Genomic DNA, 23788 nt, shown 5'->3' with positions numbered 1-23788 from the left:
CTTCGATGGGAGTGTCCCGGCCACCATCCGTCAGGAGTTCGACCGATGTCCGCAGCGCAGCACCCGTCCACGTCCGCCACGGCGGCCGCCGAGCCCCTGGGGATCGCGGTCGTCGGGGCGGGCTACTGGGGTCCGAACCTGGTCCGCAACCTCTCCGTCTCGCCCGACTGGGAGCTGCTCGCCGTGTGCGACCTCGACCTGGACCGGGCGCGGGAGGTCGCCGCCGGCCGGCCCGTCCAGGTCACCGACTCGCTGGACGAGCTGCTCGCCCGCGACGACCTCGACGCGATCGCGATCGCGACCCCGGCCCGCACCCACCACGCGATCGCCGTGGCGGCGCTGCGGGCCGGCAAGCACGTGCTCGTCGAGAAGCCGCTCGCCGACAGCGTCGACGCCGGCCGCGCGATGGTCGAGCTGGCCCGCCAGCAGGGCCGGGTCCTGATGGCCGACCACACCTACTGCTACACCCCGGCGGTCGAGCGGATCCGCGAGCTGGTCGCCGAGGGCGCGCTCGGCGAGATCCTGTACGTCGACTCGGTGCGGATCAACCTCGGCCTGATCCAGCCCGACGTGGACGTCTTCTGGGACCTGGCGCCGCACGACCTGTCGGTGCTCGACCACGTACTGCCCGGCGGCCTCCGCCCGCTCGGCGTCGCCGCCCAGGGAGCCGACCCGGTCGGGGCCGGCAGGCCCTGCGTGGGCTACCTGAGCCTGCCGCTTCCCGGGGGCGCGATGGCGCACGTGCACGTCAACTGGCTCAGCCCGACCAAGATCCGCCAGATGGTGATCGGGGGCAGCGAGCGCACCCTGGTCTGGGACGACCTCAACCCGCAGCAGCGGATCAGCGTCTACGACCGGGGCGTCGACCTGGTCCAGCAGACGGTGGACAGCGCGGACCGGCGTACGGCCTCGGTGTCCTACCGCCTCGGCGACACCTGGTCGCCGGCGTTGCCCGAGCGCGAGGCGCTGGGGGCGATGGTCCGCGAGTTCGCGGCCAGCATCCGCGGGGAGCGGGCGCCGGCCACCGACGGCGAGGCGGGCCTGCGGGTGCTGTCGGTGCTCGAGGCGGCCGCGACCAGCCTGCGGGCGCGGGGCGCGCTCGTCGACGTCGCGAGCCTGGACCGGCCGCTGGAGATCGTGCGATGAGCGCGCTGGGGGGCGCCCGGGTGCTGGTCACCGGGGGAGCGGGGACGATCGGGTCGACCCTGGTCGACCAGCTGCTCGACGCCGGGGTCGCCCGGGTCGACGTGCTGGACAACCTGGTGCGCGGCCGGGTCGCGAACCTGGAGTCGGCCCTGGCCGACGAGCGGGTCCGGCTGGTGCCGGGCGACATCCGCGACCGCGACCTCGTGCACGACCTGACCCGCGGGCAGGACCTGGTCTTCCATCAGGCCGCGATCCGGATCACCCAGTGCGCCGAGGAGCCGCGGCTCGCGCTCGAGGTGCTGGTCGACGGGACGTTCAACGTCGTCGAGGCCGCCGCCGACGCGGGCGTCTCGAAGATCGTCTCGGCGTCGTCGGCGTCGGTCTACGGGCTCGCGGAGGAGTTCCCGACGCCCGAGCGGCACCACCACCACGACAACGACACCCTGTACGGCGCCGCGAAGACCTTCGGCGAGGGGCTGCTGCGCAGCTTCCGCGCGATGCGCGGGCTCGACCACGTCTCGCTGCGCTACTTCAACGTCTACGGCCCGCGGATGGACGTGCACGGCCTCTACACCGAGGTGCTGGTGCGCTGGATGGAACGGATCGCCGACGGGCTGCCGCCCCTGGTGTTCGGCGACGGCCGGCAGACCATGGACTTCGTCTTCTCGCGCGACATCGCCCGCGCCAACCTGCTGGCGGCCGCCGCGCCGGTGCGCGAGGGCGTCTACAACGTCGCCAGCGGCACCGAGACCAGCCTGCTCGGGCTCGCCGAGGCGCTGCTGCGGGTGATGGACAGCCCGCTGCCCGTCGAGCACGGCCCCGAGCGCGCGGTCAACGGCGTCAGCCGCCGGCTGGCCGACACCGGCGCCGCCGAGCGCGACCTCGGCTTCGTCGCGGAGGTCGGGCTCGAGGAGGGCCTGCGCGAGCTGGTCGCCTGGTGGCGACCGCTGCGCGAGGAGATCGCCGCCGGCCGGAACGTGGCGGTCCGGGCATGACCGCGGAGCTCGCCACCGGCACCGGTCTCGAGCGCATCGACGTGATGCGGCCCTGGCTGGGGGAGCAGGAGGTCGCCGCGGTCGCGGCGGTGCTCCGCTCCGGCTGGGTCGCCCAGGGGCCGAAGGTCGCCGAGTTCGAGGCGGCCTTCGCCCGCCGCCAGCACGCGCCGTACGCCCGGGCGGTCTCCAGCTGCACGACGGCGCTGCACCTCGCCCTGCTCACGGCCGGGGTCCGGCGCGGCGACGACGTCGTGGTGCCGTCCTTCTCGTTCGTCGCGACCGCCAACGCCGCGACGTACGTCGGCGCGCGGCCGGTCTTCGCGGACGTCGACGCCACCACCGGCAACCTCACCGCCGCGACGGTCGAGCGGGCGCTGACCCGCCGCACCCGCGCCGTGGTGGTCGTCGACCAGGGCGGCGTCCCGGTCGACCTGGACGAGGTGCGGTCGCTGTGCGACCCGCTCGGGATCGTCGTCGTCGAGGACGGGGCCTGCGCCGCGGGGTCGACCTACCGCGGTCTTCCCGTGGGGGCCGGGGCCGAGGTCGCGGCGTGGTCGTTCCACCCGCGCAAGGTGCTCACCACCGGCGAGGGAGGGATGCTCACGACCCGGCACCAGGCCTGGGCCGAGCGGGCGCGGCTGCTGCGCGAGCACGCGATGAGCGTGTCCGCGGCCGACCGGCACGCCAGCCTCCTGGCACCGCCGGAGCAGTACACCGAAGTCGGCTTCAACTTCCGGATGACCGATCTGCAGGCGGCCGTCGGCCTCGTCCAGCTGGACCGGCTCACCGAGGTGGTGCGCCGACGCCGCGAGCTCGCCGCGACGTACGCCGCCGCGCTCGCCGACGTCCCCGGGCTGCGCCCGGTCGCGGACCCGGCGTACGGCGAGAGCAACTTCCAGTCGTACTGGGTGGAGGTGCAGCGCGGCTACCCGCTCGACCGCGAGACGCTGATGGCCGCCCTCGCCGCCGCGGGCATCTCGGCCCGCCGCGGGATCATGGCGATCCACCGGCAGCCGGCGTACGCCGACGCGGGCCTGCGGCCCGGCGCCCTGCCGGTGACCGAGCGGCTGACCGACCACACCCTGATCCTCCCGCTCTTCCACGAGCTCGGTGAGGCCGAGCAGGCTCGGGTGATCGACGTGCTCCGCCGTGCGGGACGGCGGTCGTGAACACCTCCGACCGCACCCTGATCCTGGTCGCCGCCAGCGGGCTCGCCCGTGAGGTGATCGCCGTCGAGCGGACCCTGGACCGCTACGGGCGGATGTTCCTCGTCGACGACGACCGCCGGCTGTGGGGCGCGACCATCGACGACGTCCTCGTCCTCGGGGACCTCAACCACGTGCAGGCCCGCGACGCCGACCTGGTCGTGTGCGCGGGTCAGGGCCGGGTCCGGCGCGACATCGTCACGCGGCTGGCCGCGCTCGGCGTCGCTCCGGACCGCTACCCGGCCGTCGTCCACCCCAGCGTCGACATCCCCGTGGGCTGCCGGGTCGGCGGCGGGAGCATCCTGCTCGCCCAGACCGTGCTCACCGGCGCGGTGCGGGTCGGCCGGCACGTGGTCGCGATGCCGCACGTGACGCTCACCCACGAGGTGGTCGTCGAGGATTACGCGACGCTGTGCGCCGGGTCGAGCCTGGGTGGCAGCGTGCTGGTCGGCCAGGCGGCGTACGTCGGGATGAACGCGAGCGTGCGCCAGGGCCTGGAGATCGGACCCGACGCGGTGCTGGGCATGGGCGCGGTGCTGGTCCGGTCGCTGCCCGCCGGCGAGACCTGGGCCGGCGTCCCGGCCCGACCGCTCGCCCTGGGGGTGGCCGGATGACGACCACCGCGCGAACCGACCGGCTCCCGACCGTCTCCGTGGTCGTGCCCTGCTACAACTACGGGCGCTTCCTCCCGGCGGCCGTGCGCAGCGCGCTCGACCAGAGCGGCGTCGAGGTCGACGTCCTGGTCGTCGACGACGCCTCCACCGACGACAGTGCGGAGGTGGCCGCCGCGCTCGCCGCCGCCGACCCGAGGATCTCGGTCCTGGTGCACGAGACGAACGCGGGGCACATCCAGACCTACAACGACGGCCTGGCCCGCGCCAAGGGGGAGTACGTCGCGCTGCTGTCGGCCGACGACCTGCTCACCCCGGACTCGCTGTCCCGGTCGGTGGCGCTCATGGAGCAGCACCCGGAGGTCGGGCTCACCTACGGGCCGGTGGAGACCTTCGAGGACCAGCCGCCGCCCCTCGCCCCGGCCCGCGCCACCTGGACGGTCTGGGAGGGCGAGGAGTGGCTGCGCCGGGTGTGCCGGCGCGGCCGCAACACGATCGTGAACCCCGAGGCCCTGATGCGGACCTCGGTGCTGCGCCGGATCGGCGGGTACGACCCGGCCCACCCGCACGCCGCCGACCTGAACCTGTGGCTGCGGGCCGCCACGATCGCCGGGATCGGCCGGGTGAACGGCCCGGTGCAGGCCTGCTACCGCGAGCACGGCGGCAACATGCACCGCACCCGGTTCGCCGGTGCGCTCACCGACCTGCGCGAGTCGCGCCGGGTCTTCGACGAGGTCCTCGACGACCTGGCCGCCGAGGGCAGGCAGGTCGAGGCCGACCTGCGCGCCACCGCCCGGGCGGCCCTGGCCCGGGAGGCGCTGCTGGTCGCGACGCGCGCCCAGGCCGACGGCGACCCCGAGGACTCAGCGGGCGAGCTGCTCGCGGTCGCCGCCGAGTGCTGGCCGCCGGTCACGGGCTCCGCCCGCTGGCGGGCCTGCCGGCGGCGTCAGCGCAGCGGCCTGCGCCCCGGCGAGAGCCGGCTCCTCCTGGCCGTGGACGACGTGCGCTGGCGGGTGCGCTGGCGGCGCTGGCGGCGGTGGGGCACGTGAGCACCTCGGGCGACCTCGCCGCCGCGCACGGGCTGGCCGGCGCCGTCCGGCGCGGCCTGGGCTGGAGCGTGGTCAGCAACGTCGTGCTCCGAGCCGGCTCGCTCAGCGTCGGGATCGCCCTGGCCCGACTGCTGTCGCCGGGGGAGTTCGGGGCCTACGCCGTCGCGCTCACCGTTCAGGCCGTCCTGATGACCCTCGCCGACCTGGGACTCAGCGCCGACCTGATCCGCTCCGACGACGCCGAGCGTCGGGCGCCCACGGTCGCCACGCTCGGGCTGGTCTCGGGAGTGAGCCTGGCGACACTGATGATCCTCACGGCCGGGCCGATCGCCTCGACCCTGGGCAGCACCGCCAGCACCTCGGCCATCCAGGTCCTGGCGCTGACCCTCGTCCTGGGCGGCCTGGGCGTCGTGCCCTACGCGCGGCTCAACCGGGCGTTCCAGCAGAAGCGGCTCTTCGCGGTCTCGATGACCGACTTCGTCGTCAGCACGACCGTGACCGTCGCCCTGGTGCTCGCCGACGTCGGCATCATGTCGATCGCGATCGGCCGGGTGCTCGGCCAGGGCCTCGCCCTGGTGCTGCAGTTCCGGCTCGCCGGGGTGCGGCCGAGGTTCGGCTTCGACCGCAGCCTGGGGCGCTCCGCGGTCGCCTTCGGCCTGCCGGTGGCGCTCGCGAACCTGCTGTCCTGGGCGCTGCTGAACATCGACACGGTGGTCGTCGCCCGCGGTCTCGGGCAGGTGGAGCTCGGCTTCTACGTCCTGGCGTTCAACATCTCGACCTGGCCGATGTCGGTGCTCGGGCAGGTGGTCCGCTCGGTCGCCCTGCCGGCCTTCGCCCGGGCCGACCGGGCATCCGGGAGGCCCGACCCCACCTTGGCGCTCGGCGTCCGGCTCTCGTGGGCGCTGGGCGTCCCGACCGGTGCGTTCCTCGCGCTGCTCGCCGGCCCCCTCGTCGTCTTCGTGTACGGCGGTGCCTGGGAGCGCTCGGCGGTCGTCCTGGCTCCACTCGCGGTCTTCGGCGCCCTCCGGGTGCTCTTCGACCTGCTGGCGACGTACCTGCTCGCCCGCGGCCGAGCGGGGACGACCCTGGTCATCCAGCTGGCGTGGTTCGTCACGCTCGTACCGGCGGTCGTCGTCGGCATGCGGACGCACGGGCTGGTGGGTGTCGGCTGGGCGCACGTCGTGGTGGGCGTGGCCGTGATCCTGCCCGCCTACCTGGTGGCGGTCGCCCGGGCGGGCGCCGACCTGTCCGCCGTCGCGGCCGCGCTGTGGCCCCCGCTCCTGTTCGCCGTCCCGGCCCTGGCCGTGGCGGTCCTGGTGGGCTCGGCGGGCGAGGGCGCCCTGCTGGACCTGCTGGCCGCCGGGATCGCCGGTGGCGCCACCTACCTGCTGCTGGCGCTGCCCTGGCTGCGCCGCCACCTCTCCGCACCCGCACCCGCACCCGCGACCCCGGCCGAGCGGCCGGCACCCGTCATCGAAGTGAAGCCCGACGTCAGGCAAGGAGCCACGCTGTGAGCACACGAGCGGCCATCAACCCGACCGCGGTCGGGGACCGGATCCACGGGTGGGTGGAGGAGGCGGGCTGGCGCCGACCGCAGCTCGACCGCGCCGCCGTCCTCGTCGACCGTCCGACGGTGCGCCCCCTGCTGGAGCGCGGTACGCCGACCCGCGAGCGGCCGTCCGGCACGCCGACCGTGACCGTGGTCATCCCCTGCTACAACTACGCGGGCTTCCTCCCCGCCGCCGTGGCCAGCGCGTTCGACCAGCCGGGGTGCGCGGTCGACGTCGTGGTCGTCGACGACGCCTCCACGGATGCCACCCCGGAGGTGGCCGCGGCCCTGGCGGCCGACCCGCGGGTGCGGGTCTTCCGCAACCAGGAGAACCTCGGCCACGTCGCGACCTTCAACAGGGGTCTCGCCCGGGCCGGTGGCGAGCTGGTGATCCGGCTGGACGCCGACGACCTGCTCGCCCCCGGCGCCGTCACCCGGGCGGCCGCGCTCTTCGAGGCGCGCCCCGAGGTGGGTCTGGTCTACGGCCACCCGCGCCACTTCACCACCGCCGCGCCGCCCGCCGCCCGCGTGGGCCGCCCCACCTGGACGATCTGGGAGGGCCGTGACTGGGTGCGCGAGCGGTGCCGCCGGGGCGTCAACTGCCTCACGACCCCGGAGGTGGTGTTCCGGTCCTCGGTCGTCGAGCAGGCCGGTGCGCTGAACGAGGCCCTGCGCTACGCCCAGGACATGGAGTTCTGCCTGCGCGTCGCCGCGCTGAGCGACGTGGCACGCATCGACGACGTCGACCAGGCGCTGCACCGCGACCACGACGCGAGCATGAGCGTCACGGTGGCGGCCGGGGTGATGGTCGACCTGGTCGAGCGGCGGCAGGTGTTCCGGGAGCTGTTCGCCTCGGTCGGCTCCCGGTTCCCCGACCGCGACGACCTCGGGGAGACCTGGCGGCGCACCCTCGCCGACGAGGCGTTCCGCCACGCGTCCCGGGCGGTCGACCGCGGCCGGGACCGCGACGACGACCTCGCCGAGCTGCGGGCCTACGCCCTGGAGACCGCGCCGGTCCGACTGCTCGGTGCCGAGGCGACCCGCTGGGACGACCTCGACCGACGCCGCCGCCGGTCGGCGCGTCCCGGGGCGACCGTGCGCGCGGCCCGGCACCGGCTCCGCGACGAGGTCGCGTACCTCCGCTGGGCCCGGACGGGCATCTGATGCGCCGTCCGTCCGCCCCACCGACCCCGATCCCGTCCTCTCGAGGAGAGCAATGAACGACCACCACGTCCCGCTCGTGGACCTGCACCACCAGAACGACGCCGTCCTGCCCGAGGCGATGGCCGCCTTCGCCGAGATCTGCGCGTCCGGGGCTTTCGTCCTCGGCCCGGCGGTCTCCCGCTTCGAGGAGGAGTACGCCGGGTTCTGCGGCACCGACCACTGCGTGGGCGTGGGCAACGGCACGGACGCGATCGAGCTGGCCCTGCGGGGCGCGGGCGTGGGCCGTGGCGACGAGGTGCTGGTGCCCGCCAACACCTTCGTCGCGACGGCGGAGGCCGTGCTCCGTTCCGGGGCCGAGCTGGTGCTGGTCGACTGCGACGAGGACCTGTTGATCGACGTCGACGCGGTCGCCGACCGGCTCTCGCCGCGGACCCGGGCCGTCGTCGGCGTGGACCTCTACGGCCAGCCCGCCCCGTTCGAGCGGTTGCGCGAGGTCGTCGGGCCGGAGGTGCTGCTCGTCGAGGACGGCGCCCAGTCGCAGGGCGCCGCGCGGCACGGCCGCCCGGCGGGCGGTCTCGCCGACGTCGCCGCGACCAGCTTCTACCCGGGCAAGAACCTCGGCGCGTTCGGCGACGGCGGCGCCGTCACCACCGACCGCACCGAGATCGCGACCGAGGTGCGCAAGCTGCGCAACCATGGCGGTATCGAGCGCTACCGGCACGAGGTGATCGGCACCAACTCCCGGCTGGACTCCCTCCATGCGGCCGTGCTGTCCATCAAGCTCACCCGCCTGAAGGAGTGGAACGCGCAGCGGGTCGTCGCGGCCGACCGCTACGCCGAGCTCCTCCGCGACCTGGCGCCGGTCGTGCTGCCGCGCACCGTGGCCGGCAACGAGCACGTCTGGCACCTGTACGTCGTCCGGGTGCCGCAGCGCGCCCGGGTGCAGCAGGCGCTGACCGACGCCGGGATCGGCACCGGCCTGCACTACCCGGCTCCGATCCACCTGATGCCGGCCTTCGCCGACCTCGGGCAGGGGCCGGGCAGCTTCCCGGTCGCCGAGCGGACGGCGGGGGAGATCCTGTCGCTGCCGATGTACCCGGGCCTGGGCGCGGCCCAGCAGGAGCGGGTGGCTGCCGCGCTGAGCGCTGCGATCGAGGAGGTCGGCTCATGATGCGGCCCGCGGCCCGGGTGGGCGACCGGGTGCGGCAGGTCCGCCGGCTCCTCGCCGCCGAGGGCGCCGCCGGGGTGAACCGTCGCGTGCGGGTCCGGCTCGCGGAGGCGCTGGTGCCGCCCGGCTCGTCCGGCCTCACCGTGAGCGAGGAGGAGGTCGACCGCGCGAGCGCGGTCGTGGCGGGCGCCGTACCGGCTCCCGAGCCCCTGGCCTGGCGTCCGGGCGAGCCGATGCGGGTGTCCTGGGTCTGCACCCCGCCGGCCCCGGGATCGGGCGGGCACACCACCATGTTCCGGCTGGTCAGCGCGCTCGAGCAGGCCGGACACCTGTGCGAGCTCTACCTGCGTGACCGGCACGGCTGGTCGGTCGACCAGCACCGCGACATCATCCGCGCCCACTGGCCGGAGGTGCGGGCCGGGATCCACGACCTCGCCGACGGGATCGCCGACTCGCACGCCGTCGTGGCGACCGGCTGGGAGTCGGCGTACGACGTGCTCGGCTCGCCGGCCCGCGGGCGGCGCTGCTACCTGGTCCAGGACCTGGAGCCGATGTTCTACCCGGCCGGGAGCGCGGCGCTGCTCGCGGAGGCGACGTACGACTTCGGGATGCACGGCCTGACCGCCGGCCCCTGGCTCGCCGAGCGGCTGCGCACCGACCACGGCATGACGGCCGACCACTTCGACTTCGGCTGCGACCTCGAGGTCTACCGGCCCCGCGAGGACGAGCCCGCCGTGCCGCGCGACGGCATCGCCTACTACTGCCGACCCGGCACGCCGCGACGCGCACACGAGCTCGCGCTGCTCGCGCTCACCCGATTCGCCCGGCTCCACCCGGACGTCCCGATCCACTGCTACGGCACGGTCGTCGCCGACCTGCCGTTCCCGGCGATCCAGCACGGTCGGCTCACGCCGGTCGAGCTCGGCGCGCTGTACCGGCGCTGCGTCGCCGGACTGGTGCTCTCGGCGACCAACGTCTCCCTCGTCCCCCTGGAGATGCTCGCGGCCGGCTGCGTGCCGGTCGTCAACGACGCCCCCCAGCATCGAGCGGTGCTCGACAACCCGCAGGTCCACTACGCCACGCCCACGCCGAGGGACCTCTCCGAGGCCCTCGCCGACCTGGTCCGCCGACCGCTCCCGGCGATCGAGCAGCGGGCCCGGGCCGCTGCCGACTCCGTCGACGACGTCGGCTGGGACCGGGCGGGCGTCCAGGTGGAGCAGGCCCTGCTGCGGGTGGTCGCCGCCGCCGTACCCGTCGAGGCCGGCCCCGCGCCGGCCGTCCACGACAACTCGGAAGAGGAAGTGCCATGCACCTCACTGACGCACTGACCGTCCTGCTGCGCCGTTGGGTCGTCGTCCTGCTGGGCGTCCTCCTGACCGGTGGCGCCTGCTACGCGGTCGTGAAGTACGTCGAGCCCGACTACCAGGCCTCCGGGCAGATGCTGCTCCTGCTGCCGCCCGAGGCGTCCGGCGACTCGACCCCCACCAGCCCGTTCCTGAACTTCCAGACGGGCATGACCACGGCGGGCTCGTTGATCGCGGGCCGGGTGGCCACCAAGGACGCCCAGCGCGCCCTGGCCGAGGCGGGCAACGACGCCGAGTACGCCGTCGCCCTGGCGCCCGACGCCGGGCCGCTGCTGCTGATCACGGCCAAGGACAAGGATCCCGAGGTCGCCCTGAAGACCCGCGACGCCGTGATGAGCCGGATCGCCACCGACCTCGCCGACATCCAGGTCACTGCCCGGGTGCCGAAGCGGCAGCTGATCACCGCCCAGATCACCAGCACCTCCGAGCACGCCGAGGTGCTGCCGGGCAGCCGGATGCGCGCCCTGGCCGGCGCCGCGGGGGCCGGACTCCTGCTCACCCTGCTGCTCGCGTTCGGTACCGACCGGCTCGCCAACCTGCGCCGCGAGCGCCGCGCTCGTGCGGCCAAGCCCGAGCACGGCGACCCGGAGAGCACGGACGACCGGGACTCCGCCCCGGCGAGCACCCGCTCCCGGATGCGGGTCGCGGGCAAGCAGAAGGGGGCCGACGGGCCGTCGGCCATGGCGAGCTGACCGTGCGCTGGGTCGTCAGGCGTCTCGGACTGGGCGAGCACCGCGGTGCTCCACGGGCCGCCGCCTTCTTCCTCGTGGTGTACGCCGCGCTGCTGCTGGCCGTGCCCTCCCAGCTGATCCTGGGTCCGCTCGGAGCGCCCGGGACGCCGGCGAACCTGTGGGCGCTGGGCGGACTGCTGTGCTGGGTGTGCGCGACCATCGGAGGCCTGAACCCGGTGCGCGGTCCGACGGCGACCCGGATCGCGGTCGGCGTGCTGACGGTGGCCGTGCTCGCGGCGTACGCCAACGGGACCATCTCCGGCTGGTACGCCCCGCCCGACGTGCGGGCGGTGACCGACGAGCTGTGGACCCTGGTGCCGCCGTCGGTCTCCGACATCACCGCGACGATGATCAAGGCCGCCGACCGCGGGCTGCTCTCCTTCGCCGGCTGGATGGCGGTGGTGCTGATCGCCGCGGAGGGGGTCCGCTCCTCGCGGGACCTGGAGATGGTGGTCGCCGCCGTGGCCTGGCTCGGGACCCTGCTGGCCGGTCTCGGACTGGTGCAGTTCATCTGGGGCATCGACATCGCGCGCTACATCCAGATCCCCGGCCTCACCCCGAACGCCGACTTCGGGGCCGTGATGTCGCGGTCGGTGCTGAACCGGGTCTCCGGGACGGCGGTGCACCCGATCGAGTTCGGGGTGGTGCTGGCCAGCCTGTTCCCGCTCGCGCTGCACTACAGCCTGCACCGCTGGGGACGGCGCGGTGCCCTCCTGCCCGTCGGCCTGGTGCTGGTCGGCTCGACGCTGTCGGTGTCGCGCTCGGCGATCCTGGTGCTCGCGGTCACCCTGATCGTGCTGCTCCTCGGCTGGCCGAACGCCTGGCGGATCAGGGCGCTGATGCTGGCGCCGTTCGTCCTGGTCGGCCTGCGGCTGGCGATCCCGGGGCTGGTCGGCACGATCGTGTCGCTGTTCAAGAACGTGCAGAACGACCCCAGCGTGACCGGCCGCACCAACGACTACGGCGTCGTCTTCGAGCTGTACGGCGAGCACCCGTGGTTCGGCCGCGGGCTGTTCACGTTCGTGCCGCGGCACTACCGCATCCTCGACGACCAGTACCTCATGATCCTGCTCGAGCTCGGCGCCCTCGGCCTGGCCGCGACGCTGCTGCTCATCCTGACCGGCGTCGCGAACGGCTACCGCGCCCGGCGGTGGGCGCGCACCGCGCGGTCGCGACACCTCGGCCTGGCCCTCTCCGCCTCGATCCTCGGCAGCGCCGTGGGCATGGTGACCTTCGACGCCTGGGGGTTCCCGATGGCCGCGGGCAGCTCCTTCCTGCTGATCGGCCTCGCCTGCGCGGCCGCGCAGCTCGCGGTCGAGGAGCGCCCGCGCGAGCGCCTCGCCGTACCGATCGACACCACGGACACCGACGCGACGCGGGAGGCGACGCCATGACGGACGAGGAGCACGTGCTCGTGGCGGTGGTCGCCCACAACAGCGCGGACGTGCTGCCGGGCCTGCTGGCGAGCCTGCCGGAGGGGATGGCCGGTGTCCCGTGGCAGACGGTCGTCGTCGACAACGCCTCCGACGACGACAGCGTCGACGTCGTACGCCGCCTGGCGCCGGAGGCCCGGGTCGTCGTGACCGGGCGCAACGGCGGGTACTCGGCGGGCATCAACGCCGCCGTCGACGCGGGCGGCCCGCACACCGCGGTGCTCGTGCTCAACCCCGACGTCCGCCTCGACCCCGGCTGCGTGCCGAGGCTGCTGGCCGCGCTGCGCGAGCCCGGCGTCGGCATCGCCGTACCGCGGTTGCGTGACGCCGGTGGCGTCCGGATCGACTCGCTGCGTCGCGAGCCCACGCTGACGCGCGCCGTCGCCGACGCGGTCGTCGGTGCCGAGCGGGCCGGCCGCCTCGGCCGGCTCGGCGAGGTCGTGACCGACCCCGAGGCGTACGCCGCCGACACCGACACCGACTGGGCCGAGGGGTCCACCCAGCTGATCAGCGCGGAGTGCTGGACGCGGGTCGGGGCGTGGGACGAGTCGTACTTCCTCTACTCCGAGGAGGCCGACTTCGACCTGCGCGCCCGCGATGCCGGCCTCGCCGTGCGCTACGTGCCGGACGCCGGGGCGGTCCATCTCGAGGGCGGCTCGGCGGGCTCGCCACGCCTGTGGCCGCTGCTCGTCGTCAACCGGGTGCGGCTGTTCCGCCGGCGCCGCGGGTGGCTGTGGGCCGTCCCGTTCTGGGCGGTCATGGTGCTGCGCGAGGCGAGCCGGGCGTGCCTGGGCCGCCGGACCTCCCGCGCCGCGCTGCGGGCGCTGCTCGACCCGATCCGGATGCGCGAACCCGCGGGCCCCGCCTGGTTGCGCTGAGGGGATAGTCCCTGACGCTCCGCACCCCAGGGTGGTGCGGAGCGTCAGGGACTATCCCCTCAGCGCAGGCGCTTGGCGAGGCCGACCAGCTCGCCGCGGGCGCGGTGCGGCAGCGCCGGGCGGCGCAGGACGCTCGCGCGGAGGCTGTCCATCGTGTCGCCGGCGCGCAGGCTGAAGCGCGGCTGCAGCCAGTCGCCGTCGCGTGCCCAGCGCCGGTCGCTGGTGTGCACGCTGCGGTAGCCCAGGGAGCGCAGCCGCCTCAGCAGGGCGCGGTCGTAGCGGCCGAGGGGGAGCGCGGCGTGCTCCACCGGCCGGTCGACCAGGGCCTCCAGGACCTCGCGCGCCTCGACGAGCTCGCGGTGCGCGGCGGCCCGGTCCAGGCCGCGCCACGGGTGGTGGTCCATCCCGTGGGTGCCCACCGTCATGCCGCGCTGCTGGAGGTTCAGGACCTGGTCCCGGGTCAGGCTGCCGTCCTGGTCGAGCCGTCCGGCGAGCACGAAGAACGTCGCAGACAGCCCGCGCTCCAGGAGGGCCGGCAGCCCGACCTCGGCGTCGGAGGCGTTGCCGTCGTCGAAGCTGAGCCGGACCCGCGGGTCGTCGGCCACCTCGTCGAGCACCCGGTGGAACAGGTCCACCTCGATCCAGTACGGCGCCTCGCCCGGCTCCAGGTCGCGGGCCGGGGTGCCGATCCCGTGGAAGCACAGGTTGAGGCACGGCTCCGGCGGCACGGTGGTCATCGGGCCAGCCCCGTCCGGGTCGACGCGTCCCGGCCCCAGGCCGCGGCTCCGCTGGGCGGCACGCGGCGGGCCTGGAGGGCGGCCCAGCCGGTGAGCGCGACGTACACGACCGCGGCCGGGGCGAGCCAGGGCCGGGGGAGCACGACCTCGCGCAGCCAGGCGCCGCGGTCGGATCGTCGTACGCCGGGGCCGGCCTGGCGTCCCGGCGCGGTACGACGCAGCTCCGCGTTCCCGCGGCGGACCCGGACCAGGCGCCGGACCAGGTCGCCGGTACGCAGCGGCGCCTCGACGGTGGTGGCGACGTCGGGGAGCTGGACCCGCTCCTCGTCGGTGAACAGCGAGTCGAGGAACAGGTCGTCGGCGACGATGTCGGGGAAGTCGGTGAAGCGGCCCCGCCCGGCCTCGGAGAGGGCGATCATGCCCCGGCCGAACAGGCCGCGCTCGAAGACGGGGAGCCGCCGGTGCACCGCGGTGTACGCCCGCACCGGCCACGGCCGCCCGGCCACCTCGACGTGCCGCGAGGGTACGGCGACCAGCGGTCGGCCGGGGCCGTCGAGGGCCGCGCAGAGCCGCCGTACGGTCGCGCCGGTCGCGGGGATGTCGGCGTCCAGGTAGACCCGCGGGAAGGCGACGGCGGCCCGGTCGCCGGCACGCAGCGCCTCGGTCTTGCTGGGCCGCTCGCACTCCAGCACGGTGACGCCGGCGAACTGACGGGCCCGCTCGACGGTCCGGTCGGTGCAGCCGTTCGCGACGACCACCACCTCCAGCTCGCCCGGGTCGGTGTCGGACAGCAGCGCGTTGAGCGTCCGGCCGATCACCTGCTCCTCGTCGTGCGCGGCCACGACCACGCTCGCGCGCGCGGGACGGGGCTGCGTGCCGGGCTCGGTCCGTGCGGTGCTTCCGGGAGTGTCTCCGGTAGTGCTCATGGAGCCAGCGTGGGCCGCGGCCACGGCGGGTCCGGCCGCCCCGCGGGTCGCTCCCCAGGATTGGGTACGCACGCCGTAGGTGGCCGTCGCACCCCGGCACGCTCCCTACCGTCGAACCATGCTCGACGACACCGTCCGGGTCGCGCCCGTCCGTGCGGCCGACCTGCCGGAGGTGGGCGCGTTCCTCCACGACCACCTCAACCCGCGGCTCAGCGCGGCCGACTGGGCCGCTGCGGCCGTGCCCACCTGGCAGGTCGACGCGCCCAACCACGGGTTCCTGCTCCGGGCCGGGGACCGGCTGGTCGGGGTCCAGCTCGCCTTCTACGCCGAGCGCGAGGTCGAGGGCCGCACCGTGCGCTTCTGCAACCTCGGCGCCTGGTGCGTCCTGGAGCCCTACCGCGGGCACGGCCTCCGGCTGCTCCGCGCCGCCCTGGCGCAACGGGGGCATGTCTTCACCGACCTCTCGCCCAGCGGCTCGGTCGTGGCGATCAACGAGCGGCTGCGCTTCCGGTCGCTCGATACGACCACGGCGCTGGTGCCCAACCTGCCGCGGCTGCCCGGGCGCCGCCGGGCCAGGGTGGTCACCGACCTCGACGAGATCGACCGCGCCCTCGACGGTGCGGAGCGGGCACTGTTCCGCGACCACCGCCGGGCCGGCGCCGCGCACCACGTGCTGCTGGACGCGGGTCCGCGGGGCCGCTGCTACGTGATGTACCGCAGCGACCGGCGCCGGGGGATGCGGCTGTTCGCGACCCTGCTGCACGTCTCGGACCCGGACGTCCTGCGCCGCTGCCGCCCCGACCTGGCCCGGCACCTGCTGGCCCGCCGGCTGCCGGTGACGTTGGCCGAGCTGCGCGTCGTCGGTGGGCGTCCCGCCGGATCGGTGCTGCTGCGCCACCCCCGGCCCAAGCAGGTCCGCGGCACCGAGGTGTCCCCGGACGCCGTCGACAACCTCTACAGCGAGCTCGTGCTCGTCGCCTGGTGATCCCGTGACCGTCCACCCGCCCTCGCCCCTGCCGCTGACCAGGAGTCCCCGCATGCGCGTCCACCTCCACGACCTGATCGACGAGCAGGCCCGTCTGCGCCCGGACCGGCCGGCGCTCACCGACGGCCGGAGCACGGTCGGGTACGCCGACCTCTCCGCGCACGTGCACGAGCTCGCCGCGGGCCTGCGCGGGCTCGGCCTGGCCCGCGGCGACCGGGTCGCCGTGCTGCTCGACAAGCGGATCGAGACGGTCGAGTCGATCTTCGCCGCCTCGGCCGCCGGCGGGGTGTTCGTCCCTGTCAACCCGCTGCTGAAGGCCCCCCAGGTGCGTCACGTCCTCGCCGACTGCGACGTGCGGGTGCTCGTCACCTCGACCCAGCGCTGGCAGGGCCTGGTGGCCGAGGCCGACCTGCCGTCGACGCTGGAGCAGGTGCTCCTCGTCGACGACGAGGGCGAGGCCCGGCTGGCGCGCCCGCACGGCCCGGCGCTGGTGCCGTGGCCGGAGGTGCTCGCGGCGGGTCGCGGGTCCGCGCCCGCGTCGTACCGCGGGGTCGACGGGGACGTCGCGGCGATCCTCTACACCTCGGGCAGCACCGGCCGCCCGAAGGGCGTCGTGCTCACCCACCGCAACCTCGTCGTCGGCGCCGAGAGCGTCAGCGGCTACCTGGGCAACAACCCCGACGACGTGATCCTCGCGGCCCTGCCGCTCAGCTTCGACGCCGGCCTCAGCCAGCTGACCACGGCGTTCGCCGTCGGTGCGCACGTGGTGCTGGTCAACTACCTGCTGCCCGGCGACGTCGTCCGGCTCTGCGTCGAGCACGGCGTCACCGGCCTCACCGGGGTGCCGCCGCTGTGGAGCCAGCTCGCCGGCGCCCGCTGGCCCGAGGAGGGCGTCCGGCTGCGCTACTTCGCCAACACCGGCGGTCGCCTGCCGCGCGCCACCCTGACCCGGCTGCGCGAGCTGTTCCCGCAGGCCAGGCCGTACCTGATGTACGGCCTCACCGAGGCCTTCCGCTCCACCTACCTCGACCCCGACGAGGTGGACCGGCGCCCCGACTCGATCGGCAAGGCGGTGCCGGACGCCGAGATCCTGGTCCTGCGCCCCGACGGCACGCCCGCCGGACCCGGCGAGGAGGGCGAGCTGGTGCACCGCGGCCCGCTGGTCGCGCTGGGCTACTGGAACGACGCCGAGCGCAGCACCGAGCGGTTCCGCCCGCTGCCCGCGACCGTGGCCGACTGGCGGCCGCCCGAGCTCGCCGTCTGGTCCGGCGACACGGTGGTCGCCGACGAGGAGGGCTTCCTGTTCTTCGTCGGCCGCCGCGACGACATGATCAAGACCTCCGGCTACCGGGTCAGCCCGACCGAGGTCGAGGAGGCGGCGTACGAGACCGGCATGGTGGGTGACGCGGTCGCGGTCGGGGTCGCGGACGAGCGGCTCGGCCAGCGGATCGTGCTGATCGTCAGCCCGCGCTCGGAGGCCGACGCCGACCTCGTCGACACCGGCCCGCTCCTGGCCCTGCTGCGACGCCGGCTGCCGCTGTTCATGGTGCCGGCGCAGGTCGTCGTCCGCGCCCAGCTCCCGCGCTCGCCCAACGGCAAGCTCGACCGGGTCCTGCTCAAGGAGGAGGTCTCATGACCCTGCAGATCGTGCCCGACGCGACCCCGGCCGCCCCGGCCGAGAGGACCCCGATCGAGCGGCACCTCGACCGCTTCGGCACCGCCGGCGGCCAGCTGCTCGTCGGCGGCATCGAGCTGGAGCGGCTCACCGCGCGCGTCGGCTCGACGCCGTACTTCGCCTACGACCGCGGAGCGGTGATCGCCACGGTGGCCGCGCTCCGTGCCGCGCTCGGCGGCGCCGTCGAGATCGGGTACGCCGTCAAGGCCAACCCGATGCCCGCGCTGGTCGACCAGCTGGCCCGGCTCGTCGACTGGCTCGACGTGGCCTCGGCCGGCGAGATGACGACGGCGCTGGACACCGGGAAGTCGCCGGACCGGGTCACCTTCGCCGGCCCGGGCAAGACCGACGCCGAGCTGGAGATGGCCGTCGCCGCCGGCGTCCTCGTCGAGCTCGAGTCCGCGCGCGAGGCGGCCCGGGTGCTGCGGGCGGGGGAGGCGGTGGGCGTGCGGCCGCGGGTCGCGGTCCGGGTCAACCCCGACTTCGCCGTGAAGGGCTCGGGCATGCGGATGGGCGGCGGCCCCCAGCAGTTCGGGGTCGACGTCGAGGCGGTGCCGGACCTGCTGACGCTCCTCGCCGACCTGGACCTCGACCTGCAGGGCTTCCACCTCTTCGCCGGCTCGCAGAACCTGCACGCCGACCTGGTCCGCCGGGCCCACGAGCGGACCGTCGACCTGCTGCTCGACCTGGCCGACCGGCTCCCGGAGCCGGTGCGCTACCTCAACGTCGGCGGCGGCCTCGGCATCCCGTACGCCGATCGCGACCGGCCCCTGGACCCCGCGGAGGTCGGCGAGCCGCTGGCCCGGCTGGTCCAGGAGCGGGTCCGGCCGCGCCAGCCCGACGCCCGGGTCGTGCTGGAGCTCGGCCGCTACCTGGTGGGGGAGGCCGGCGTCTACGTCACGCGGGTCGTGGACCGGAAGGTGTCCCGGGGCCGGACCTACCTGGTCGTCGACGGCGGCATGCACCACCAGCTGGCCGCGTCGGGCAACCTCGGCCAGGTCATCCGCCGCAACTACCCGATCGCGGTCGGCAACCAGCTCGACCACGACGAGCGGGAGACCGTCGACGTGGTCGGCTGCCTGTGCACCCCGCTCGACGTCCTGGGCGACCGGGTCGAGCTCCCGGTCGCCGACGTGGGCGACCTGGTCGTCGTCTTCCAGGCCGGCGCCTACGGCCGCACCGCGAGTCCCCAGCAGTTCCTCGGGCACCCGGCTCCGGCCGAGGTCCTGGTCTGAGTCGTCTGAGTCGTCTGAGTCGTCTAGTCGTCGTCGAAGGAGAGAAGCCGTGTCCCACCCCCTCACCACCACCGACCTGGTCCCGCAGGTGCGCAGCCTCCTGGTGCGCGTCCTCGGCATCGAGGAGCGCGAGCACCTCCTCGACGCGTCGACCCCGCTGCTCGGCGAGCTCCCCGAGCTCGACTCGCTCGCCGTCGTCGAGCTCGCGGTCGCCCTCGAGGAGGAGTTCGACATCGTCGTCGACGACGCCGACGTGACCGGGGAGCTGTTCGCCACCGTCGGCAGCCTCGCCGAGTACGTCGCCGACCGGGCCGGCAGCGCGTGACCACCTCCGGGTCCAGCCCAGGACCGGCGGCCGGGTTCGTCGCCGTCACCGTCGGACCCGGAGCGGCGTACGACCTCGACCACCTCCTCGACCGCGGGCTCTCCGTCCTCGGGGTGCCCGCGGACCGCTCGAGCACGGGCACGGTCGGCTTCGCGACCTGGGGCGGGGGCCGGGCGCCCGGCCCGGACGGTGCGCTCGTCCTCACCGCCGAGGCGCGCCGGCACGACCGGGCCCTCACCGCGGCCGACGTGCACCGCGCCCTGGTGACCCCCGACCTCCCGCTGCTGGCCCAGGTGCTGCCGCCCTTCGCGGCCGTCACCCGCGACGGCGCGGACACCGTGCTCGCCGCGGTCGACCCGCTCGGCATGCGGCAGCTCTACGTCCGCCGCGGCCCGCGCTGGTCGGCGGTCTCCACCTCCGCACGTGTCCTCGCCGCGCTGCTGCCGTCGGGCCTCGACCTGGAAGCGGTCGCAGTGCAGAGCCGGCTGGGCTGGCAGCTCGGGCGGCGCACCCTGTTCGCCGGCGTCGAGCAGGTGTCGGCCGGCAGCCTGCTGCGGCTCTACGGCGGCACCGTCCACCGCCGCGAGACACGGCCGCCCGCGCCCGCGGGTCCGGCCGATCCGGTCTCGACCGTCGCCGAGCTGCGCGACCTGCTGCGCGACTACCTGGCGGCGTACCTCGACGACCACCCCGACCCGGTCCTCCAGCTGACCGGCGGCCAGGACTCGCGGCTGCTGCTCTCGGCGATCGACCCCGCCCGCCGGCGCGGACTGCGAGTGCTGACCCTGGGCGTGCCCGGCAGCCCCGACGTCGCGATGGCGGCCGACCTGGCCCGTCGCGAGGGGATGCGTCACGAGGTCCTCGACCTGACCGATCTCGACGAGCTGACACCCGAGGAGGCGTGGTCCCGCACGGCCCTGTCGGCCGGAGAGCTCGAGCTCGCGGCGGACCCGGTGGCCCGTGCCGCGCTGGATGTCGCCGAGGGCCGGGCGCGGCCGGGCTCCCGCCTCTCCGGGCTGGGCGGCGAGGTCGCCCGCGGCTTCTACTACCTCGGCTCCGGGGCGAACGCGCCCGTGACCGCCCGGCGCGCGCACCGGCTCGCGCGCTGGCGGATGTACGTCAACGAGGCCGTGGCCCCCGACATGCTGGCGCCCGAGTTCGAGGACTGGGCGCGGGGCTTCGCCCTGGACGAGGTGCACCGGGTCCTCGGCGACTCCGGTGACCCGTGGTTCGCGGCGACCGACCGGCTCTACCTGGAGGAGCGCATGCAGCGCTGGGCCGGGGCGACCGAGACAGCCGTGTGCCAGCGCCGCTCCGTGGCGAACCCGATGCTGGACGACCGCTTCGTCACGGCGGTGACGGCGCTGGCGCCGTCCGAGAAGCGGGGATCGCGGTTCCTCGGCCGACTCTCGGTCGCCCTCGACCCGGGGCTGTCGGACCTCCCCCTCGACGGCCGGCCCTCACCGCGCAGCTACGCGGAGGCCGGCTGGGGGGCGGTGGTCGCCCGGACCCGGGCGACCGGGGAGGCGGCGGGCTGCAAGGTGCTGCAGCGGCTCTCGGGCGGTCGGCGCGCGCCGGCCGGCGGGGGAGTCCTGGCGGCCGGGGTCGCGGCGTACTGGCGGGAGCGTCCGGAGATCCTGGACCCGGTCCGGAGCACTGGTCTGGTCCGGGAGGAATGGCTCGACCGCGTGGTCTCCGGCGAGGTCGTCCCCGACGCGGCCAGCACGGCGTTGATGACGAACCTCACACTCGCCGTCACGGTGGTGGCTGTCCGCCCGGCATCAGGCGCGTCACCCATTTGAGGGAGGAACTAGTTACGCCGACCTCCCGTTTGGCTACGGTCCGCCGCGAGGCAGGGACCGTCCGATGGTCCCTGGTCGTGGGTCGAGCTGGCCCACGGTTACCACCGACCAACACCGTCCGGTGCCGGCTGACCTCGGCCTGCCCCGGACCGGAGTGTCATGCTGCAAACCACATCCCCCAACCCCCGAAGGCGAGCCTGGCTGCTGCCGGTCGCACTCGGCGCGGTCGCACTCGGCGTCCTCGTCGCGCTGCTGCCGGGCTCCGGCCCGGCGTCCGCCGGGACCTCTGCCGATGCGGCTGCCGCGGCCCCCACCGCTGCAGCCGCGATCGCGCCGGCGGCGTCCGCCGCCGCCCAGCGCCGCGCCCGCCCGAAGGTCGCCACCGCCGCGAACACCGGGGTGCCCGCACGTCAGAAGCTGCGGCCCTACCGCGGCGCCTGCACGATCACCCGGGACAACACCCGGATCGTCGGGCGGCACGTCACGTGCGACCTGAACATCCAGGCGTCCGGCGTCGTCATCCGTCGCTCGCTCGTGCACGGCACCATCGGCACGAGCGGCGACCGGGGCGACAGCTCCTTCCGCCTGATCCGCTCCACCGTCGACGCCTCGCCCACCGGGGCGCGGCTGGTGACCGTCGTGGGTGAGGTCCGCTTCCGCGTGGTCGGATCCGAGATCCGCGGCGGCAACCGGAGCATCAACTGCTGGAACCGGTGCACCGTGCGACGCACCTGGGTGCACGGCCAGGACACCGACGTCACCGGGCGCGCCCACGAGTCCGGGATCCGGATGGGCACCAACGGGCGGTTCCTCTACAACCGGATCGCCTGCGACGCCCCGAACGTCGCCCCCGACGCCGGCTGCTCGGCGCCCCTGACCGGGTACGGCGACTTCGGCCCGGTCCGCAACAACCTGGTCGAGCGCAACGTGTTCGTGGCCACCACCGGCGGCACCTGCGCCTACGGCGGCTCGTCCCGCGGCAAGCCGCACTCGGACGGCGCCGCGAACATCCGCTTCGTCAAGAACCGCTTCCAGCGCGGCCGGTCCGGCAACTGCGGCTACTGGTCGCCGGTCATGGACTTCGACCGGTCGGCTCCCGGCAACGTCTTCGCGGGCAACCGCTGGGCCGGTGGCGGGGAGGTGCGGGCATGAGCGCCACGCACCGGGCCGCGACGGCCCGTTCCCCCCGACGTCGCTCGCCGCTGATCGTCGCCCTGCTCACGACCGCCCTGGTCGTGTCGGGCACGATCACCGCCTACGCGGCCGTGGTCAGCCAGGGCCCGGCCCCCACCGCCGCGCCCGCCGGGTACGGCGTCTTCCCCGCCAGCCTGGTGCCCACCTCGGCGGTCGACCGCGACACCGCGTCGACCACGCTCGGCGTGAGCTTCTCGACCAGCGCCCCGGGCGTCGTGACGGCCGTGGAGGTCTACCGCGGCCGTAGCGGCGCGGTCCCCGAGGACGGTGCGCTGTGGACGTCGCGTGGGACGCGGCTCGCGAGCGCCGAGTTCGCGCAGTCGTCCACCGCCGGCTGGGTGACGGCGAAGCTGGCCAAGCCCGTCCGGCTGCAGCCGGGCCAGCGCTACGTCGCGTCGTACGACGCCCCCCGGGGCCGGTACGCCGGCGACAACTGGCGGCTCGCCAGGCCGGTCGTGAACCGCGACCTCACCGCGTGGGAGGGCGTCTACAGCCGTGACGGCTCGATGCCGCGGCAGACCTACCGCAAGTCGAACTACTACGTCGACGTGCTGTTCGTCCCGGACGGTGGCGGCGAGCCCGGCACCCCGGAGCCCACCGACCCGAGCAAGCCGACGTCCCCGACGTCGCCGACCTCGCCGACGTCCCCGACGTCGCCCACGTCGCCGACCTCGCCCACGTCCCCGACGTCCCCGACGTCGCCGACCTCGCCGACGTCGCCCACGTCCCCGACGTCGCCGACGTCGCCGACCTCGCCCACGTCCCCGACGACGCCGCCCACGACGAGCCCGACGCCCACTCCGGGCGGCTTCCCGAACGCCGCGAACACCGGCGTCCCGGCGGGCACCGCGCTGACGGCGTACACCGGCCCGTGCTCGATCACGGCCGCCAACACCGTCATCGACAAGAAGACCGTGAACTGCAACCTCGACATCCGCGCCTCCGGTGTGAAGATCACGAACTCGGTGATCAACGGCACCGTCGGCAACGACGAGAACACCTCGGGTCGCTCGTTCACGATCTCCGACAGCGAGGTGCGGGTGGGCAACCGCGCCGGCACCGGCATCGGCTCGCGCGACTTCGTCGCCACCCGGGTCGAGGTCACCGGCGGCAACCGCTCGGTGAACTGCTGGATGAACTGCACGATCAGTGACTCCTACGTGCACGGCCAGATGCGGGACGACACCGGGACCTACCACGAGTCCGGCATCCGCATGGGCGCCGGCTCGACGATCACCGGCAACACGATCGCGTGCGACGCGCCCAACGTGCCGCCGGACGCGGGCTGCTCCGCGGGTCTGACCGGGTACGGCGACTTCGCCGCCGTCCGGGACGTCCTGGTGCAGGGCAACTACTTCCCGCCGACCACGGGTGGCACCTGCGCCTACGGCGGCTCCTCGGGCGGGAAGCCCTACTCCTCGCAGGCCGCGAACATCCGGTTCCTCGACAACGTGTTCGCCAAGGGATCGGGCGGCAAGTGCGGCTACTGGGCGCCGATCATGGACTTCAACAGCTCGGCCCCGGGCAACGTGTGGTCCAACAACACCTGGGAGGGCGGCGGCGTGATCCGCCCCTGACCAGTTTTGGGGAAAGACGATTCCGCTCCCCGTGAGCGG

The 23788-nt window shown here is 74.8% G+C and carries 21 protein-coding genes; 19 read left to right on the top strand and 2 right to left on the bottom strand.

Annotated features, from left to right (window positions below; all coding sequences use genetic code 11):
* Window positions 1-45 precede the first annotated feature (45 nt).
* Genes VMF51_RS14925 through VMF51_RS14870 form a run of 12 tightly spaced genes read left to right on the top strand, consistent with a single transcriptional unit; the run spans window position 46 to window position 13293 of the window.
* The gene (locus VMF51_RS14925; RefSeq protein ID WP_325475241.1) at window positions 46-1146 is read left to right on the top strand and encodes a Gfo/Idh/MocA family oxidoreductase; all 1101 of its coding nucleotides are present in this window, start codon (window positions 46-48) and stop codon (window positions 1144-1146) included.
* Window positions 1143-2141, top strand: coding sequence for an NAD-dependent epimerase/dehydratase family protein (locus VMF51_RS14920; RefSeq protein WP_325475240.1), 999 nt, complete (start codon window positions 1143-1145; stop codon window positions 2139-2141). The genes VMF51_RS14925 and VMF51_RS14920 overlap by 4 nt, the downstream gene beginning before the upstream one ends.
* Window positions 2138-3310 carry a DegT/DnrJ/EryC1/StrS family aminotransferase gene (locus VMF51_RS14915; RefSeq protein WP_325475239.1) on the top strand — a complete coding sequence of 391 codons (1173 nt, stop codon included), beginning with the start codon at window positions 2138-2140 and terminating at the stop codon, window positions 3308-3310. The genes VMF51_RS14920 and VMF51_RS14915 overlap by 4 nt, the downstream gene beginning before the upstream one ends.
* Window positions 3307-3960 (top strand): acetyltransferase, encoded by a 654-nt coding sequence (locus tag VMF51_RS14910; protein WP_325475238.1) that lies wholly within the window; start codon window positions 3307-3309, stop codon window positions 3958-3960. The genes VMF51_RS14915 and VMF51_RS14910 overlap by 4 nt, the downstream gene beginning before the upstream one ends.
* On the top strand, window positions 3957-5006 hold the full coding sequence (locus VMF51_RS14905) for a glycosyltransferase (protein WP_325475237.1): 1050 nt from the start codon (window positions 3957-3959) through the stop codon (window positions 5004-5006). Before VMF51_RS14910 ends, VMF51_RS14905 begins: the two co-directional genes overlap by 4 nt.
* Window positions 5003-6520 carry an oligosaccharide flippase family protein gene (locus VMF51_RS14900; RefSeq protein ID WP_325475236.1) on the top strand — a complete coding sequence of 506 codons (1518 nt, stop codon included), beginning with the start codon at window positions 5003-5005 and terminating at the stop codon, window positions 6518-6520. The genes VMF51_RS14905 and VMF51_RS14900 overlap by 4 nt, the downstream gene beginning before the upstream one ends.
* Entirely contained in the window at window positions 6517-7719 is a 1203-nt protein-coding gene (locus VMF51_RS14895) for a glycosyltransferase family A protein (protein ID WP_325475235.1), read from the top strand. Before VMF51_RS14900 ends, VMF51_RS14895 begins: the two co-directional genes overlap by 4 nt.
* A gap of 52 nt (window positions 7720-7771) precedes the next feature.
* Window positions 7772-8890 (top strand): DegT/DnrJ/EryC1/StrS family aminotransferase, encoded by a 1119-nt coding sequence (locus VMF51_RS14890; RefSeq protein WP_325475234.1) that lies wholly within the window; start codon window positions 7772-7774, stop codon window positions 8888-8890.
* Complete coding sequence (locus VMF51_RS14885) at window positions 8887-10215, top strand: glycosyltransferase family 1 protein (protein ID WP_325475233.1); 1329 nt, start codon at window positions 8887-8889, stop codon at window positions 10213-10215. The genes VMF51_RS14890 and VMF51_RS14885 overlap by 4 nt, the downstream gene beginning before the upstream one ends.
* Window positions 10194-10943 carry a hypothetical protein gene (locus tag VMF51_RS14880; protein WP_325475232.1) on the top strand — a complete coding sequence of 250 codons (750 nt, stop codon included), beginning with the start codon at window positions 10194-10196 and terminating at the stop codon, window positions 10941-10943. Before VMF51_RS14885 ends, VMF51_RS14880 begins: the two co-directional genes overlap by 22 nt.
* 2 nt (window positions 10944-10945) lie before the next feature.
* Entirely contained in the window at window positions 10946-12376 is a 1431-nt protein-coding gene (locus tag VMF51_RS14875) for an O-antigen ligase family protein (protein ID WP_325475231.1), read from the top strand.
* Window positions 12373-13293: a glycosyltransferase family 2 protein gene (locus VMF51_RS14870; RefSeq protein WP_325475230.1), complete on the top strand. Its 921-nt coding sequence runs from the start codon at window positions 12373-12375 to the stop codon at window positions 13291-13293. The genes VMF51_RS14875 and VMF51_RS14870 overlap by 4 nt, the downstream gene beginning before the upstream one ends.
* Before the next feature lie 59 nt (window positions 13294-13352).
* On the opposite strand, the gene VMF51_RS14865 is transcribed toward VMF51_RS14870, so the two are convergent.
* Together VMF51_RS14865 and VMF51_RS14860 are read right to left on the bottom strand one after the other, a co-directional pair.
* Window positions 13353-14030 carry a polysaccharide deacetylase family protein gene (locus tag VMF51_RS14865; protein WP_325475229.1) on the bottom strand — a complete coding sequence of 226 codons (678 nt, stop codon included), beginning with the start codon at window positions 14028-14030 and terminating at the stop codon, window positions 13353-13355.
* Window positions 14027-14956 carry a glycosyltransferase gene (locus tag VMF51_RS14860; protein WP_325475228.1) on the bottom strand — a complete coding sequence of 310 codons (930 nt, stop codon included), beginning with the start codon at window positions 14954-14956 and terminating at the stop codon, window positions 14027-14029. The genes VMF51_RS14865 and VMF51_RS14860 overlap by 4 nt, the downstream gene beginning before the upstream one ends.
* 118 nt (window positions 14957-15074) lie before the next feature.
* Between VMF51_RS14860 and VMF51_RS14855 the strand changes: the two genes are divergently transcribed.
* From VMF51_RS14855 to VMF51_RS14825, 7 genes are all read left to right on the top strand, one after another.
* On the top strand, window positions 15075-15941 hold the full coding sequence (locus tag VMF51_RS14855) for a hypothetical protein (RefSeq protein ID WP_325475227.1): 867 nt from the start codon (window positions 15075-15077) through the stop codon (window positions 15939-15941).
* Between the two features lie 52 nt (window positions 15942-15993).
* Entirely contained in the window at window positions 15994-17577 is a 1584-nt protein-coding gene (locus tag VMF51_RS14850; RefSeq protein WP_325475226.1) for an acyl-CoA ligase (AMP-forming), exosortase A system-associated, read from the top strand.
* Window positions 17574-18851, top strand: coding sequence for a pyridoxal-dependent decarboxylase, exosortase A system-associated (locus VMF51_RS14845; protein ID WP_325475225.1), 1278 nt, complete (start codon window positions 17574-17576; stop codon window positions 18849-18851). Before VMF51_RS14850 ends, VMF51_RS14845 begins: the two co-directional genes overlap by 4 nt.
* A gap of 49 nt (window positions 18852-18900) precedes the next feature.
* Window positions 18901-19176 (top strand): acyl carrier protein, encoded by a 276-nt coding sequence (locus VMF51_RS14840; protein WP_325475224.1) that lies wholly within the window; start codon window positions 18901-18903, stop codon window positions 19174-19176.
* Window positions 19173-20978: a hypothetical protein gene (locus tag VMF51_RS14835; RefSeq protein ID WP_325475223.1), complete on the top strand. Its 1806-nt coding sequence runs from the start codon at window positions 19173-19175 to the stop codon at window positions 20976-20978. The genes VMF51_RS14840 and VMF51_RS14835 overlap by 4 nt, the downstream gene beginning before the upstream one ends.
* A gap of 159 nt (window positions 20979-21137) precedes the next feature.
* Window positions 21138-22130, top strand: coding sequence for a hypothetical protein (locus VMF51_RS14830; RefSeq protein WP_325475222.1), 993 nt, complete (start codon window positions 21138-21140; stop codon window positions 22128-22130).
* Complete coding sequence (locus VMF51_RS14825; protein WP_325475221.1) at window positions 22127-23749, top strand: DUF4082 domain-containing protein; 1623 nt, start codon at window positions 22127-22129, stop codon at window positions 23747-23749. Before VMF51_RS14830 ends, VMF51_RS14825 begins: the two co-directional genes overlap by 4 nt.
* Window positions 23750-23788 lie beyond the last annotated feature (39 nt).

This window comes from Nocardioides sp. (genome assembly GCF_035503875.1).
In the GTDB taxonomy this organism is placed as follows: Bacteria; Actinomycetota; Actinomycetes; order Propionibacteriales; family Nocardioidaceae; genus Nocardioides.
This window is presented reverse-complemented; position numbering and strand designations above follow the sequence as displayed.